Origin of the sequence: Citrobacter freundii complex sp. CFNIH9 (genome assembly GCF_002903305.1) — a bacterium.
Lineage (GTDB): Bacteria > Pseudomonadota > Gammaproteobacteria > Enterobacterales > Enterobacteriaceae > Citrobacter > Citrobacter portucalensis.
In genome coordinates this window covers 3,809,370-3,824,861 of sequence record NZ_CP026238.1, presented here as the reverse complement: position 1 = coordinate 3,824,861, position 15,492 = coordinate 3,809,370, and the positions used below count along the sequence as shown (strand labels likewise).

General features: G+C 50.5%; 19 protein-coding genes. 9 read left to right on the top strand and 10 right to left on the bottom strand.

Annotated elements, in window-relative coordinates; translation table 11 throughout:
* Positions 1–118: 118 nt before the first annotated feature.
* Positions 119–601, bottom strand: coding sequence for an SsrA-binding protein SmpB (smpB, locus tag C2U43_RS19530; RefSeq protein WP_003031211.1), 483 nt, complete (start codon positions 599–601; stop codon positions 119–121).
* A gap of 154 nt (positions 602–755) precedes the next feature.
* On the opposite strand from smpB, the gene ratA reads away from it, so the two are divergent.
* Positions 756–1,199 carry a type II toxin-antitoxin system toxin RatA gene (gene ratA / locus C2U43_RS19525; RefSeq protein WP_003826396.1) on the top strand — a complete coding sequence of 148 codons (444 nt, stop codon included), beginning with the start codon at positions 756–758 and terminating at the stop codon, positions 1,197–1,199.
* Complete coding sequence (locus C2U43_RS19520; protein WP_008785525.1) at positions 1,183–1,479, top strand: RnfH family protein; 297 nt, start codon at positions 1,183–1,185, stop codon at positions 1,477–1,479. Before ratA ends, C2U43_RS19520 begins: the two co-directional genes overlap by 17 nt.
* 50 nt (positions 1,480–1,529) lie before the next feature.
* Here C2U43_RS19520 and bamE read toward each other — a convergent pair whose 3' ends face one another.
* The 3 genes from bamE to nadK form a co-directional block, all read right to left on the bottom strand.
* Complete coding sequence (bamE, locus tag C2U43_RS19515; RefSeq protein WP_008785524.1) at positions 1,530–1,874, bottom strand: outer membrane protein assembly factor BamE; 345 nt, start codon at positions 1,872–1,874, stop codon at positions 1,530–1,532.
* Between the two features lie 149 nt (positions 1,875–2,023).
* Complete coding sequence (recN, locus tag C2U43_RS19510) at positions 2,024–3,685, bottom strand: DNA repair protein RecN (RefSeq protein WP_103285660.1); 1,662 nt, start codon at positions 3,683–3,685, stop codon at positions 2,024–2,026.
* A gap of 85 nt (positions 3,686–3,770) precedes the next feature.
* The gene (nadK, locus tag C2U43_RS19505) at positions 3,771–4,649 is read right to left on the bottom strand and encodes an NAD(+) kinase (protein ID WP_003826406.1); all 879 of its coding nucleotides are present in this window, start codon (positions 4,647–4,649) and stop codon (positions 3,771–3,773) included.
* Positions 4,650–4,771: 122 nt separating this feature from the next.
* Between nadK and grpE the strand changes: the two genes are divergently transcribed.
* A complete protein-coding gene (grpE, locus tag C2U43_RS19495; RefSeq protein WP_003826408.1) occupies positions 4,772–5,365 on the top strand; it encodes a nucleotide exchange factor GrpE in 594 nt (197 codons plus the stop codon).
* A 49-nt stretch (positions 5,366–5,414) separates the two neighbouring features.
* Here grpE and C2U43_RS19490 read toward each other — a convergent pair whose 3' ends face one another.
* Together C2U43_RS19490 and C2U43_RS19485 are read right to left on the bottom strand one after the other, a co-directional pair.
* The gene (locus tag C2U43_RS19490) at positions 5,415–6,704 is read right to left on the bottom strand and encodes an HlyC/CorC family transporter (protein WP_008785520.1); all 1,290 of its coding nucleotides are present in this window, start codon (positions 6,702–6,704) and stop codon (positions 5,415–5,417) included.
* An 18-nt stretch (positions 6,705–6,722) separates the two neighbouring features.
* Entirely contained in the window at positions 6,723–7,514 is a 792-nt protein-coding gene (locus C2U43_RS19485; RefSeq protein WP_003031224.1) for a cytochrome C assembly family protein, read from the bottom strand.
* A gap of 165 nt (positions 7,515–7,679) precedes the next feature.
* On the opposite strand from C2U43_RS19485, the gene ffh reads away from it, so the two are divergent.
* The 5 genes from ffh to rplS all read left to right on the top strand — a co-directional run bounded on the left by ffh (position 7,680) and on the right by rplS (position 11,305).
* On the top strand, positions 7,680–9,041 hold the full coding sequence (gene ffh / locus C2U43_RS19480) for a signal recognition particle protein (protein WP_003031226.1): 1,362 nt from the start codon (positions 7,680–7,682) through the stop codon (positions 9,039–9,041).
* Positions 9,042–9,290: 249 nt separating this feature from the next.
* On the top strand, positions 9,291–9,539 hold the full coding sequence (gene rpsP / locus C2U43_RS19475; RefSeq protein ID WP_103285659.1) for a 30S ribosomal protein S16: 249 nt from the start codon (positions 9,291–9,293) through the stop codon (positions 9,537–9,539).
* Between the two features lie 18 nt (positions 9,540–9,557).
* Entirely contained in the window at positions 9,558–10,106 is a 549-nt protein-coding gene (gene rimM / locus C2U43_RS19470; RefSeq protein WP_003031230.1) for a ribosome maturation factor RimM, read from the top strand.
* 44 nt (positions 10,107–10,150) lie between these two features.
* A complete protein-coding gene (gene trmD, locus C2U43_RS19465) occupies positions 10,151–10,918 on the top strand; it encodes a tRNA (guanosine(37)-N1)-methyltransferase TrmD (RefSeq protein ID WP_003031232.1) in 768 nt (255 codons plus the stop codon).
* A gap of 39 nt (positions 10,919–10,957) precedes the next feature.
* Positions 10,958–11,305 (top strand): 50S ribosomal protein L19, encoded by a 348-nt coding sequence (gene rplS, locus C2U43_RS19460; RefSeq protein ID WP_002914145.1) that lies wholly within the window; start codon positions 10,958–10,960, stop codon positions 11,303–11,305.
* Positions 11,306–11,436: 131 nt separating this feature from the next.
* Here rplS and C2U43_RS19455 read toward each other — a convergent pair whose 3' ends face one another.
* The 4 genes from C2U43_RS19455 to C2U43_RS19440 all read right to left on the bottom strand — a co-directional run bounded on the left by C2U43_RS19455 (position 11,437) and on the right by C2U43_RS19440 (position 14,202).
* Positions 11,437–11,919, bottom strand: a complete 483-nt coding sequence (locus C2U43_RS19455) for an OmpA family protein (protein ID WP_003826447.1) — start codon at positions 11,917–11,919, stop codon at positions 11,437–11,439.
* A 12-nt stretch (positions 11,920–11,931) separates the two neighbouring features.
* Positions 11,932–13,158: a diguanylate cyclase DgcN gene (gene dgcN, locus C2U43_RS19450; RefSeq protein ID WP_003826449.1), complete on the bottom strand. Its 1,227-nt coding sequence runs from the start codon at positions 13,156–13,158 to the stop codon at positions 11,932–11,934.
* Positions 13,151–13,669 carry a YfiR family protein gene (locus C2U43_RS19445; RefSeq protein ID WP_003826451.1) on the bottom strand — a complete coding sequence of 173 codons (519 nt, stop codon included), beginning with the start codon at positions 13,667–13,669 and terminating at the stop codon, positions 13,151–13,153. Before C2U43_RS19445 ends, dgcN begins: the two co-directional genes overlap by 8 nt.
* Before the next feature lie 158 nt (positions 13,670–13,827).
* A complete protein-coding gene (locus C2U43_RS19440) occupies positions 13,828–14,202 on the bottom strand; it encodes a DUF2799 domain-containing protein (protein WP_103285658.1) in 375 nt (124 codons plus the stop codon).
* Between the two features lie 215 nt (positions 14,203–14,417).
* Between C2U43_RS19440 and aroF the strand changes: the two genes are divergently transcribed.
* Positions 14,418–15,488 (top strand): 3-deoxy-7-phosphoheptulonate synthase AroF, encoded by a 1,071-nt coding sequence (gene aroF, locus C2U43_RS19435; RefSeq protein ID WP_008785515.1) that lies wholly within the window; start codon positions 14,418–14,420, stop codon positions 15,486–15,488.
* Positions 15,489–15,492: the final 4 nt, after the last annotated feature.

Sequence of the window (15,492 nt, the reverse complement as noted above, 5' to 3'; positions counted from 1 at the left end):
TACCTGAACGATTCAGCACAAATAAACCATAAACCTGATGAATGTATTGAGTGGGTTTCAATAACTAAAAAATAAGAACCAGTCTCAGGATGAGAGACTGGTCACAGGAGAATAGCGTTTAGCGACCAGCATTTTTCATAATACGCGCTTTATCTAACTGCCATTCGCGTTCTTTCACATCGGAGCGCTTGTCGTGCTGTTTCTTACCTTTCGCGACGCCAATTTTCACTTTGCACCAGGCATTTTTCCAGTACAGTGAAAGCGCAACAACGGTATAACCGTCACGATTCATTCGACCATACAGGGAGTCGAGCTCACGTTGGTTTAACAACAGCTTACGGGTACGGGTGGGATCACATACCACATGCGTTGAGGCAACAGCCATTGGCGTGAAGTTGGCGCCAAACAGGAACGCTTCGCCGTCTTTAAGGATGACGTAGCTGTCGCCGATGTTAGCTTTACCCGCCCGCAGGGATTTGACTTCCCAACCTTGCAGAGCGAGTCCTGCTTCGAACTCTTCTTCAATAAAGTATTCGTGTCGTGCGCGCTTGTTAAGCGCGATTGTGGCTGAGCCAGGTTTGTGTGCTTTTTTCTTCGTCATAATGCCGCTCAGTATAGGTAATCTGGAATCGAAAAACACCCCATTTCATCCAGCGGGGCGCAAGGCGCTATCTTAGCACGAGTTAGGCTATAGCGTTTTTTTTAGCGGGGGATAAATGGTATTATTTGTGTGATTGATATTGATGGAAATTGTTATGCCTCAGATTAGCCGGACCGCTTTAGTACCTTACAGTGCGGAACAGATGTATCAGCTAGTGAATGATGTTAAATCCTATCCCCAGTTTTTACCGGGATGCACCGGTAGCCGTGTGCTGGAGTCGACTCCGGGACAGATGACCGCAGCGGTGGATGTCTCGAAAGCAGGGATTAGCAAAACGTTCACCACGCGCAATCAATTGACCAGTAACCAGAGCATCCTGATGCATCTGGTCGACGGACCGTTCAAGAAACTCATTGGCGGATGGAAGTTTACGCCACTGAGTCATGAAGCGTGCCGCATTGAATTTCATCTCGATTTTGAGTTTACCAATAAGTTAATCGAGCTGGCATTTGGTCGTATCTTTAAAGAGCTGGCTTCGAACATGGTGCAGGCCTTCACGGTCCGCGCGAAAGAGGTTTACAGTGTCAGCGTCAGCTAAAATTGTTGTTGAAGTGGCGTATGCGCTACCCGAGAAACAGTATCTACAGCGTGTGACGCTGCAACAGGGCGCTACGGTGGAAGAGGCTATCCGCGCTTCCGGGCTGCTGGAATTACGTACCGATATCGATCTCAGCAAAAATAAAGTGGGCATTTACAGCCGTCCGGTAAAGCTTGCTGATGTTCTCCAGGACGGTGATAGGGTGGAAATTTACCGGCCACTGATTGCCGATCCGAAAGAGCTGCGCAGACAGCGAGCAGAGAAATCTGCTAAAAAATAGCAGACAATAAAAAAGGTGCTCATTGAGCACCTTTTTTTGATCTGTTAATCCTACTTGTTGTCGGTCAAAGCAGGTTTGTTATCAATGTTCGTCAAAATGCCGCTGCTGTTAAAGGTCAGCGTCAGTGTTTGCTGGGTTACGCCTTCATGACCAGGTTGCTGACGGAACACATAAAACCAGGTGTTAGTGCCAAAAGGATCGGACATCATTGGTGTACCCAGAGCATAAGCAACCTGCTGTTGCGTCATACCCGTGCGCACTTTGGCGACATCGGTAGGTGTCAGATAATTTCCCTGGTTGATGTCAGGGCGGTAAACCACTCGCTCCAGAGTGGAACAGCCTGCAGTCAACATCAGTAGTACTGCTGCAGCAGCAGTCAGCGTTTTACAGCGCATAGTGATTTGATTCCTTTTCGGGCCCGAGCAGTACGCGGCTCATATGTAATATGCCGATGATAATAGACCTTTCACCACTTTAAAACCTTTTGCTGTCGGGTCGGTCGGCGATTTTATGTTGAACTCAGACCTTAACAAGGTAAAAAAGTTTATGCCGCCAGCAGTTCTTTTGCATTTGCGAGGGTATTGCGCGTCACTTCGCTACCGCCAAGCAGGCGGGCTAATTCCTGCAGGCGAGCGCGTTTATCAAGCGGCTGCATGTGTGTTTCGGTCATCGCGCCATCCGTTTCTTTGCAGACGTAGAAGTGTTGATGACCACAGCCAGCAACCTGCGGCAAGTGAGTAACGCACATTACCTGAGTTGACTCGCCCAACTGACGCAGCATTTTTCCCACTACCGCAGCAGTCGGGCCGCTGATACCGACATCCACTTCATCGAAAATCAGCGCCGGTGTTTCCATTTTGCGTGCGGTAATAACCTGAATAGCCAGCGCAATGCGCGACAGTTCCCCACCTGAAGCCACTTTCGCAATCTGCTGCAACGGCTGGCCTGGGTTAGTGGTCACTTTAAACTCTACGCGATCGGCACCGTCTGCGCTCAAATGTTGTTCCTCAAATTTCACATCAATGCAAAAGACACCGTGCGGCATTGAGAGAGTATGCATGCTCTCTGTAATCAGTTGTCCCAGCTCCTGAGCATAATGCTGGCGCTGTTTGTGCAGCATTTTTGCCGTTTCCAGAGCCTGCTGGTGGTGATTGTTCACCGCCAGGGTTAAGGTTTCGAGCGAGTCGGCCTGATCGTCTAACTGCTGTTGTTCATCCAGCAATGACTGATAGAACTGTGGCAGCGCTTCAGGGGCAACATGATGCTTGCGGGCCAATGAGATTTGTTTGGAAATACGCTGTTCAAGTTCGAACAAACGGTTAGGGTCCAAATCCAGACGATCGCAATAGTGGCGCAGCTCGTCGCTGGCTTCGCTGAGTTGGATCGTGGCCTCTTCCAGCATATCCAGGATACCGGAAAGTTTGCCGTCCATGCCTGCCAGTTCAGTGACCAGCTGCTTTGCAGTGTACAGCTGGCTTTGCAGGTTGATGTCTTCGCCATCCGCCAGGATAGCCAGCGCCTGTTGGCTGGTGGTGAGCAATTGCCCGCTGTTAGCCAGACGCTTGTACTCTTCATCAATTTGCTCAAATTCACCCGGCTGCGGGTTGAATTCGTTCAGTTCTTTTAACTGGTATTGCAACAGTTCCGCCCGGGCTGCGCGTTCCTGACTCTGTTGTTGATGATGCGCCAGGTCACGGCAGCTTTGGTGCCACAGCTGGTAGCGCGCAGCCATTTCCTGAGTCAGGGACGCTTCATTGGCGTAACCATCCAGCAGAGACTTTTGGTGTTCTGATTTTGTCAGGAGCTGATGCGCATGCTGACCGTGGATTTGAATAAGCAACTGGCCCAGCTCGCGCAGCTGTGACAACGGTACGGCAGTGCCGTTAATGAAGCCGCGTGAACGTCCATCGCTGCTGATAACACGACGCAGCAAACATTCACGGCCTTCCTCAAGCTGGTTTTCTTCCAGCCAGCGCAGAGCCGCGGGGGTGTCTTTTAAGGCGAATCGCGCGCAGAGGTCGGCTCGCGTGGCGCCTGCACGTACCATGTCGGCGTCTGCGCGTCCGCCCAGGCACAAACCGAGAGCATCAATGGCAATGGACTTACCCGCACCGGTTTCACCGGTAATAACGGTCATTCCGTTCTGGAAATCGATCTCAAGTTCACGAACGATAGCAAAATTGCTGATGGTCAGTTGTGCCAACATAGCTGTTTTCCTGTATGAAAAACCATAACTGTAATTACATACAGTATAAACTGGTTTTTTATACAGTAAAGAGGTTGGCGTTAAATTAAAATAATTTTTTTGACCAGCCTAGTTTAGTGCTTAATGTGTTGAAATAGCTGTAATCTTTTGGGTGTATCAGGTTCAGATGATAATCACAGCGGCGAATTAATACGTCTTCACCTTCCTGTATAGGCAGGGCGATCTGGCTGTCGCAACTGATTTCCAGATCGTTACGGCGATGAGAGAAGCGCAGGCGAATGGTGCTGCTACTGTTGATCACCAGCGGTCGTGCGGAAAGCGTATGCGGGAACATCGGGACCAGCGTAATAGCATCCAGTGAAGGCGTCAGGATCGGACCTCCGGCAGAGAGCGAGTAGGCGGTAGAGCCGGTCGGTGTGGAAATAATCAAGCCGTCCGAACGCTGGGAGAAGGCAAAAATTTCATCGATATAGACTTCAAATTCAATCATGTGCGCCACTTTTCCGGGGTGCAACACAACTTCATTGATCGCAGTGCTAATACGCTTCTGGCAATCCTGTTGGCACACCTGGGCTTCAAGTAAAAAGCGCTTTTCGCTGATGTAGTGGCCTTCCAGCACGTCAGCTAACTGTTGGTGGGCATTGTCTGGGTCAAGGTCGGTCAGAAAACCAAGATTACCGCGGTTAATGCCAATAACCTTGATGTCATAACGTGCCAGGGTGCGTGCGGCGCCCAGCATATTGCCGTCGCCGCCGACTACTACGGCGAGGTCTGCCTGCTGGCCAATCTCTGCAAGCGTACCGGTTTTCACATTTTTCAGCTGCAGCTCGTGGGCGATTTGTTGCTCAACGATAACCTCATAACCTTTGGCGCACAGCCAACGGTAGAGCATTTCATGTGTGGTCAGTGCAGTGGGGTGACGTGGATGCCCCACAATGCCAATACACTTGAAATGTTTGTTCATTTTCTCGAGGTCCTTGTAACGAAGATTAGTGACAATGTGAGTACTTCCCTTGAATCCCTGAATCTGATCCCCATAATAAGCCAAGTTAGCGAGATGAATGCGAAAAAAACGCGGAGAAATTCATGAGTAGTAAAGAACAGAAAACGCCTGAGGGGCAAGCCCCGGAAGAAATTATCATGGATCAGCACGAAGAAGTTGAGGCGGTTGAACCAGACGCTTCTGCTGAGCAGGTGGATCCGCGCGATGAAAAAATTGCGAATCTGGAAGCTCAGCTTGCTGAAGCCGAAACGCGCGAGCGCGACAGCGTGTTGCGTATCAAAGCGGAAATGGAAAACCTGCGTCGTCGTACCGAACTGGACGTAGAAAAAGCGCATAAGTTTGCACTGGAAAAATTCGTCAACGAACTGCTGCCGGTGCTGGATAGCCTGGACCGTGCGCTGGAAGTTGCGGACAAAGACAATGACGCTATGGCGGCTATGGTCGAAGGTATTGAGCTGACTCGTAAGTCAATGCTGGATGTTGTGGCGAAGTTCGGCGTACAGGTAGTTGCGGATATCGACGTGCCGATGGACCCGAACGTGCACCAGGCGATTGCAATGGTAGAGTCTGACGACGTTGCTGCCGGTAATGTGCTGATGGTTATGCAGAAAGGCTATACCCTGAACGGACGTACCATCCGTGCGGCGATGGTCTCTGTGGCGAAAGCCAAAGGCTAATTAGCCTCAGACCGGGTAATGCTGATGCGCTACCCGGTCTGGATTACTCTCACTGGTCCGATACGCTTTCCCGCAGCGGTTTGACGGGCAACACCTGCACCTGTTTAATCATATTATCCTGCACGTCGAGAATATCGATATCGTACTGCCCAATACGCACACGTGTGCCAGCAACCGGGATCTCTTCCAGCGCTTCAAGAATAATACCGTTCACGGTACGTGCGTCATCTTCCGGCAGGTGCCAGTTAAACGCCTTATTGATTTCACGAACGTTGGCGCTACCGTCAATGATCACCGAACCGTCATTCTGCGGTGTGACTTCTTCGGCAAGCGTCGGTGACATTGAGGTCGTGAAGTCACCAACAATCTCTTCCAGAATATCCTCGACCGTAACCAGTCCTTGAATATCGCCATATTCATTAACGACCAGGCCCACTTTCTTCTTATTGCGCTGAAATTTAATGAGCTGGGTGCTGAGTGGTGTGCCTTCCGGAACGTAATAAATTTCGTCGGCGGCGCGTAGCATGGTCTCTTTGGTGAACTCTTTTTTCTCGGCCATCAATCGCCAGGCTTCACGTACGCGCAGCATACTGATGGCATCGTCGAGCGAGTCGCGATACAGCACAATACGACCGTGCGGGGAGTGCGAAAGCTGACGCACGATTGATTTCCAGTCATCGTTAATATCAATGCCGATGATTTCATTACGCGGGATCATGATGTCATCGACGCTGACTTTTTCCAGGTCCAGCACTGACAACAGCATATCCTGGTTACGGCGTGAGATTTGCGAGCGCGATTCATTCACCAGCGTTCGCAGTTCATCTTTACTCAGCGAACCGCTCACTACGATATCCGTTTTGATGCCCATCATGCGCATCAGAAGCCGCGTAATGGTGTTGAGTAGCCATACTAACGGCATCATCAGAATCTGTAGCGGAGCCAGCAGGACGCTGCTCGGATAGGCAACTTTTTCCGGATATAGCGCGGCAATCGTCTTTGGCAGCACTTCGGCAAAAACCAGCACCACAAACGTCAGTACCCCGGTGGCAATGGCGACGCCAGCATCGCCATACAGGCGCATACCGACAATGGTGCCGAGTGCGGAGGCCAGAATATTCACCAGATTATTACCGATGAGCACCAGGCTTATCAGGCGATCCGGCTTGCGAAGTAACTTTTCAACGCGTTTTGCCTGGCGATTTCCCTGTTTGGCCCGATGGCGTAGGCGGTAGCGATTCAGGGTCATCATTCCGGTTTCAGAACCGGAAAAATAGGCGGAAATGACCACCATGATGAGGAGCGTGATAATGAGCGTGGTGGTGGAGATGTGTTCCACGTAGGGTTCCTTAAAGATTTAACTCACGAACTGCTGCAGGATACGGCTGCCGAAATAGGCCAGCGTCAGAATGCCAGCGCCTGCGACGTTAAACCATACGACGCGACGTCCGCGCCAACCTTCATGGTAATGCCCCCACAACAGAACGATATAGACAAACCATGCCACGATAGAGAGAACGGCTTTATCAATGTTCTCGGTACTGAACAGGTTATGCATGTAAAACAGGCCAGTGCACAGGGTGAGCGTCAGCAGAACCACGCCAATTTGGGTGATATGAAACATCTTGCGCTCAATACTCATCAGTGGCGGCATCTCATTGCTGAAGGCCAGTTTCTTGTTTTTCAGTTGGTAATCGATCCATGCCAACTGTAGCGCGTAGAGCGCGGCGATAATCAGCGTGGCGTAAGCGAACAGTGATAGCCCGATGTGAATCATCATGCCTGGCGTAGCTTCGAGATGGGTGATGAACTCGTTAGGCATAAATGTGGCGAAGGCCAGGTTTATCAGCGCAAAGGCGTAGACAATGGGCAGCAATAGCCAGCCACGATTGCGGGACGCGACGATGGTCATTACCGTACAGATCATCAGGCTTACCAGCGAGCCGACGTTCAACAGGCTCAGGTTTTGTCCGCTTTCACCGCCGGGTAGGATACGCGCTTCCAGGGCGATAGCATGGCTTACCAGCGCAACGACCGCAGAGAGAATAGCCATACGCCGCCAGCCGCTGTTTTTTTGCAGCAGAGCGGGAATAATCAGCGCGAGGCTGACTGAGTAGGCGACAAGGGCGAGCAGAGCAAAAACGGGCATATAGGTGTCGACAGTTGGCCAGTGATAAAGAAAAGCAGTATAGCGTTACGTGACCGCTGCTCCAACCGTTGCATAACAACAAAGGCGGCTTCATGTTATACTGCGACAAATTTCTGTTGATGTGTCGCTGTCGCGACCGACCGTTTCCACCCCAGGCGAGAGACAATGTTTGATAATTTAACCGATCGTTTGTCGCGCACGCTGCGCAATATCAGTGGCCGTGGACGCCTTACTGAAGACAACGTTAAAGAGACGCTGCGCGAAGTGCGCATGGCGCTGCTGGAGGCTGACGTAGCGCTGCCGGTAGTGCGTGAGTTTATCAATCGCGTAAAAGAGAAAGCGGTTGGTCATGAAGTTAACAAAAGCCTGACGCCGGGTCAGGAGTTCGTCAAGATTGTCCGTAACGAACTGGTTGCGGCAATGGGCGAAGAAAACCAGACCCTGAATCTGGCTGCACAGCCGCCAGCCGTGGTGCTGATGGCGGGCCTGCAGGGTGCGGGTAAAACGACCAGCGTCGGTAAGTTGGGTAAATTCCTGCGCGAGAAGCACAAGAAGAAAGTGCTGGTGGTCTCTGCGGACGTTTATCGCCCGGCGGCGATCAAACAGCTGGAAACGCTGGCCGAGCAGGTCGGTGTCGACTTCTTCCCGTCGGATGTCGGCCAGAAGCCGGTCGATATCGTTAACGCCGCGTTGAAAGAAGCCAAACTCAAATTCTACGACGTGCTGCTGGTGGATACCGCCGGTCGTCTGCACGTTGACGAAGCGATGATGGACGAAATCAAACAGGTCCACGCTTCTATCAAGCCGGTAGAAACGCTGTTTGTGGTCGACGCCATGACCGGTCAGGATGCCGCGAATACCGCAAAAGCCTTTAACGAAGCGCTGCCGTTAACCGGCGTAGTGCTGACAAAAGTTGATGGTGATGCCCGTGGCGGCGCGGCGCTCTCTATTCGTCATATTACCGGTAAGCCGATTAAATTCCTCGGCGTCGGCGAGAAAACCGAAGCACTGGAGCCGTTCCATCCGGACAGGATTGCTTCGCGCATTCTCGGCATGGGCGACGTGCTGTCGCTGATCGAAGATATCGAAAGCAAGGTTGACCGCGCGCAGGCAGAAAAATTAGCCAGCAAGCTGAAAAAAGGCGATGGATTCGATCTCAACGATTTCCTTGAACAGCTCAACCAGATGAAAAACATGGGCGGTATGGCAAGCCTGATGGGCAAGCTGCCGGGCATGGGTCAGATCCCTGACAATGTGAAATCGCAGATGGACGATAAAGTGCTGGTGCGTATGGAAGCCATCATCAACTCGATGACGATGAAAGAACGCGCTAAGCCGGAAATTATCAAAGGTTCCCGTAAACGCCGTATCGCTGCCGGTTGCGGTATGCAGGTACAGGACGTAAACCGCCTTCTGAAACAGTTCGACGACATGCAGCGCATGATGAAGAAAATGAAGAAGGGCGGAATGGCGAAGATGATGCGTGGTATGAAGGGGATGATGCCCCCAGGATTCCCAGGCCGCTAATCGGCCTGGCTTGTTTGCCATTTCGGCACCGGGGTGTGCTCGCCATCCTCACGTACTGCGTGTACGCTCCGGTGGCTGCGCGCACGCCGGCGCCGAACTGATGGCACCGCCAACGGCCTTTTATAGCAGAGTTATCAACTGCTGATTGCATTTTCCCCAGAAATCAGTAAAATTTTCGGGCTTTTAATATGACACCCGGGCTCCGTTCCTCGATGGGGCCAGGGTGTTTTATTCACACAAGAGGATGTTATGGTTACTATTCGTTTAGCTCGTCACGGCGCTAAAAAGCGTCCGTTCTACCAGGTTGTTGTTACCGACAGCCGTAATGCACGCAACGGTCGCTTCATCGAGCGCGTTGGCTTCTTTAACCCAATCGCTAGCGAAAAAGAAGAAGGCACTCGCCTGGATCTGGATCGCATCGCTCACTGGGTTGGCCAGGGCGCGACTATTTCTGATCGCGTAGCTACGCTGATCAAAGCAGTAAACAAAGCAGCTTAATCTGTCACGGTGGTCATGATGAGCAAGCAACTCGCCGCACAGGCTCCTGTGGAACCCATCGTTTTGGGGAAAATGGGGTCTTCTTACGGTATCCGTGGTTGGCTCAGAGTGTTTTCTTCCACTGAAGACGCCGAAAGCATTTTTGACTATCAGCCCTGGTTTATCCAGAAGGCGGGTCAGTGGCAGCAAGTACAGCTGGAAAGCTGGAAGCACCACAATCAGGATCTGATCATCAAGCTGAAAGGCGTTGACGATCGTGATTCGGCGAATCTACTGACTAATTGCGAAATTGTCGTGGATTCCTCGCAGTTGCCAGCGCTGGAAGATGGTTCCTACTACTGGAAAGACCTTATGGGCTGCCAGGTAGTGACTACTGAAGGCTACGATCTCGGTAAAGTCGTCGATATGATGGAAACCGGTTCGAATGACGTCATCGTCATCAAGGCAAACCTGAAAGATGCGTTTGGTATCAAGGAACGTCTTGTGCCGTTCCTCGATGGGCAGGTTATCAAGAAAGTCGATCTCGCTACTCGTACTATCGAAGTAGATTGGGATCCTGGTTTTTAAACCACCGGATAAACGGTAAAAGTCGGCGTTATGGGGATTGGCTTGTGTTTATAGGTATCGTTAGCCTGTTTCCAGAAATGTTCCGCGCAATTACCGATTACGGGGTAACTGGCCGGGCAGTAAAAAATGGCCTGCTGAACATCCAGAGTTGGAGTCCTCGTGACTTTACTCATGACCGGCACCGTACCGTGGACGATCGTCCTTACGGCGGCGGACCGGGGATGTTAATGATGGTGCAACCTTTACGGGACGCCATTCATGCAGCAAAAGCTGCGGCTGGTGAAGGCGCAAAGGTGATTTATCTGTCACCTCAGGGACGCAAGCTTGATCAAGCGGGCGTTAGCGAACTGGCCACGAATCAAAAGCTGATTCTGGTATGTGGTCGCTATGAAGGAATAGATGAGCGCGTGATTCAAACCGAAATTGACGAAGAATGGTCAATCGGCGATTACGTACTCAGCGGTGGTGAGTTACCGGCAATGACGCTGATCGACTCCGTGTCCCGGTTTATTCCGGGGGTACTGGGTCATGAAGCTTCGGCAATCGAAGATTCGTTTGCTGATGGGTTGCTGGATTGCCCGCACTATACCCGACCTGAAGTGTTAGAGCAGATGGAAGTACCGGCGGTGTTACTGTCGGGGAACCACGCTGAGATACGTCGCTGGCGTTTGAAGCAGTCGCTGGGCCGGACCTGGCTTAGAAGACCTGAACTTCTGGAAAACCTGGCTCTGACTGAAGAGCAAGCAAGGTTGCTGGCGGAGTTCAAAAAGGAACACGCACAACAGCAACATAAACATGATGGGCAGGCGTAAGCCCCCAATATCAGTTTACCCAGGATAAGAGATTAAATTATGAGCAACATTATTAAGCAACTTGAACAAGAACAGATGAAGCAGGACGTACCTTCCTTCCGTCCGGGTGATACCGTGGAAGTGAAAGTATGGGTTGTTGAAGGTTCCAAAAAACGTCTGCAGGCATTCGAGGGCGTGGTTATCGCTATTCGTAACCGCGGTCTGCACTCTGCATTCACTGTTCGTAAAATTTCCAACGGCGAAGGCGTTGAGCGTGTCTTCCAGACTCACTCTCCGGTAGTTGACAGCATTGCTGTTAAACGTCGTGGTGCTGTTCGTAAAGCTAAACTGTACTACCTGCGTGAGCGCACTGGTAAGTCTGCTCGTATCAAAGAGCGTCTTAACTAAGATTCGCGCAAGCGACATCCTGTTAGAAAAGGGCTGGCCGAAAGGCTGGCCCTTTTTTTATCCCGACGTTTACTCTTTTGTTCTTTATGGCAATGGAAGGACTGCGCGGCGCGCAGCCAGTTGGGGGACGATTATGGTGTCGTGATCACGACCGCCACGCGGCGGTTTTCAGCGCGACCTTTTGATGTCTGGTTGCTGGCAATGGGATATTTCTTCCCGAGTCCCTGAGTAGTCAGGTTGGTGCGGGGAATATTAGCGCCCTGCGCCCAGGCATCGGCAACGACATTAGCGCGTTTGAGTGACAGAGCTTCGTTATAGCTGTCTTCACCGTAGTTATCAGTATGACCATCCAGGCGAGCATGATTTAGCCCGGTAGCTGCCAGTTTGGATGCCATTTCCTTGATCTGTTTTTCACTTTCAGGACGGAGTTTATAGTCATTTTTGTCAAACAGGATAGTGTCAGACAGGCCGAGAGACCAGTCTCCTGATGCTTCAGTAAATCCGTATGATTTCATGGCCGCAATTTGCTCTGGGGTAAATTTTCCCTGAGGTGCCTGACAGCCAGCCAGAATCAGTAAAAGCAGAAGAAACGGGGATAATAAACGTTTTAGCATGTGTGTAATTCCTTATTTTTTAATAATGCGTTCAGAACGCAAATGTTTAGCCTGATACATATTTTGATCGGCAAGTTCTTGTAATTTTTCGGCAGAAGCATGTTCCCACGTCAGCGCAAACCCAATACTGAGCGTCATGCTTGCCAGATGACCATTATGCAGGTCAAAAGGTCGGTTAAACTCTTGTGACAGTGCCGCGCAGATCCGCTGAACCTCATATTCAGAATGAACGCTGTACAGCACCATAGCGAACTCATCGCCGCCAAGTCTGTATGGGTAATGGCGACTCCCCCCAAACTCGGATAACCTTTTTGCGACTTCAATCAGGACCCGATCCCCCGCTGCGTGGCCCCAGGTATCATTAATAAATTTAAAATTGTCGCCATCAAGGAATAATAATGCCGAGCTGCTGTGGGCGGCATCATCATTCATTAGGGCATTTATGCTGCTGCGAAATGCGGCGCGATTTGCCAGACCCGTCAGAGGATCATGTAGTGCAGTACGCAACAGCTGAGCGTTTTTTGCCTGCAGTTTAAGTTGCCACTCCTCCATCTCGTCCAGCAAACTATTAAAGTCCAGGGCGAAGAGATGAAACTCTTCAATGCGTTCCTCTGATACGCGCCGTGAAAAGTTACGGTTGGTACGAACATCATGTACCACCTCGGTAATGTTTTGCAGTGCATCCACAACGCCATTATGTAAATAGCGAGTGAGCATTAATGCAATTCCGGATGCCAACAGAATGCACCCGGTAAGGACGGCCAGCGACAAATAGATGAAATGACTGATAACGCTATCGCGCGCAGTCAATCGTACTTCACCGATGACGTTGCCATTGTGCAAAATCGGCTGAGTGACCGGTTGTGGGAACAGCCAGTGGCTGATCATCCCGCTGATCTTTTCAGTGGTATCCTGCGCGTTATAGCGCCAGGTGGCGATCACCTTCTGGTTTTTATTACGAACTTCTGCAACGGAAAATTGCCCCTGCTGACCCAGTGCCGCCAGCGTTTCAGTTGCTGCAACACTATCAGAAAAGACTAATGCAGCTTCGAGCGTACGGGTCATGGTAGCGGCAGTCAGATCCAGATTCTTTTGCGCATACTGTCTTAATGCCAGCACGGAAGAAATGCTGAGCAGCAGCCAGATCAGCATCATGGTTACCAGAACGCTGATTATGCTGATACGCCGTAATGTTCGCTTAAACGTCGGGCGTGCTATGGGAGAATGGCCCTTATCCATGCTTATTATTCCGTGCAAGCATCAATACGTCTGGACTGACCCTTACGCCGCTGCGTGAAAGGGAATCCATATTTACGGAAAATCTCACATCTTCGTCTTTAATTATGAGGCAAAAGGCGCTGCCAATAACGCATTCGGGGTTCTGTTCAGCAATTAATAACAATGCCTTAGTCGGATATTTATTCTTTAATTCCACCTGATAAGTAGGGGATTCTTTTCCAAAATAAAAACCGTCACACTGCGAAACTAATATTTCTTGTTCCGTACGGATGATGACGGGAAGATAGGGTAATGCGCCTGCACTGGTATCTTTCAGGACACTGGAAAAACGCGATGAAGAGAAAATACACAGTTTTGGGGGCCCGGAAAGTGCAGGCCAGCGTGTATAACTGACGATGCCGGAAACCATAGCGCGTACCGATTTTGCTTCTTCCGTAACGCTTTGGGCATACAGCGGTAATCCGGTCAGGAGCAGTGCCAGTAGAAGTATGAGTCGGTAAGAATAGCTCATGAATAGTTACCTACCAGCGTTTGCTGTAAAACGTCGAAATACATTCAAGATTGTTTGCAACAAAATAACATTATTTTCCTAAGCCGTCATTATTCCTGGAATAATGCTATTGGTGATTTAAGTTAAATCCTAATGGTTTATAAAATATAAACCATTGTTTAATTTAACCTTATCGAGGTAGCACCCTCGTTTGCCCCTTGCTGCCAGGCGCTGTGTAACTGGTCAACATTTTCGACAGTATCGCAACTGGGCGGAAAAGTTTTCCCGGTCAGGCCTCTGGCATAAACAAAATCCTGCTGGCAGGTTTTACGTTGTCCCTCGGCGTAACCCTTAAGGTATTCCGTACGATCGACGTCGGGGTCATTGTAGTTGTCGGCAAGCGTTTCATTATCTTTAACGGCATAACCCGAAATGGCATCTTGTATCCCGGCGTCGTACCAGTCGGTACCAGTCCAGGTAGGGGCATGGGTGTAGGGGTCTATCTGACATCCGCTAAGAAGTAATAGAAACAAGATGCTGATGAGTTGCTTCATTGCCTGTGCTCCTTCGTTTTTTTAAGCATAGTGGATCTGAAAATTCGGTGGTGTAAATTTAAATGTACATTTGCAAGGGCTGTTTTTGCCTTGAAATAACATCATGTAAATTAAAATTTACGGATTGTGGATTGAAATCTTTACCTGTTGTGATATCGTTATTTCCTCCTCGCTGAGGATCAACTATCGCAAACGAGCTAAACAGGATCACCATCATGCAAAAAGACGCGCTGAACAACGTACATATTACCGACGAACAGGTTCTGATGACTCCGGAGCAGCTGAAAGCTGAATTTCCGCTGAGCCATGAGCAAGAGGCGCAAATCGCCCAGTCGCGTAAAACCATCTCAGATATTATCTCCGGTCGCGATCCGCGCCTGCTGGTCGTATGTGGCCCATGCTCCATTCACGATCCTGAAATGGCTATTGAGTATGCTCGTCGATTTAAAGCCCTTGCCGCAGAGGTCAGCGATAGCCTCTACCTGGTGATGCGCGTCTATTTTGAAAAACCCCGTACCACTGTCGGCTGGAAAGGGTTAATTAACGATCCCCATATGGATGGCTCTTTTGATGTTGAAGCAGGTCTGAAAATTGCGCGTCAGCTGCTGCTTGAACTGGTAAATATGGGACTGCCGCTGGCAACTGAAGCGCTGGATCCAAATAGCCCGCAATACCTGGGCGACCTGTTTAGCTGGTCCGCAATCGGTGCCCGTACTACGGAATCGCAGACTCACCGTGAAATGGCTTCCGGTCTTTCGATGCCGGTTGGCTTTAAGAATGGTACCGACGGTAGCCTGGCGACCGCCATTAACGCCATGCGTGCGGCTGCGCAGTCGCACCGCTTTGTCGGTATTAACCAGGCCGGGCAGGTTGCACTGCTGCAAACACAGGGGAATCCGGACGGTCACGTGATCTTGCGCGGAGGTAAAGCGCCGAACTACAGCCCGGCAGATGTCGCCCAGTGCGAAAAAGAGATGGAGCAGGCGGGACTACGACCTTCTCTGATGGTAGATTGCAGTCATGGTAATTCCAATAAAGATTACCGCCGTCAGCCTGCCGTGGCTGAATCCGTGATTGCACAAATCAAAGATGGCAATCGCTCGATCATTGGCTTGATGATTGAAAGTAATATTCACGAAGGCAACCAGTCTTCCGAACAGCCGCGCAGCGAAATGAAATACGGCGTATCCGTAACTGACGCCTGCATTAGCTGGGAAATGACGGATGCGCTGCTGCGTGAAATTAGCCAGGATTTAAACGGCCAGCTGTCGGCGCGTGTAGCATAAGAGG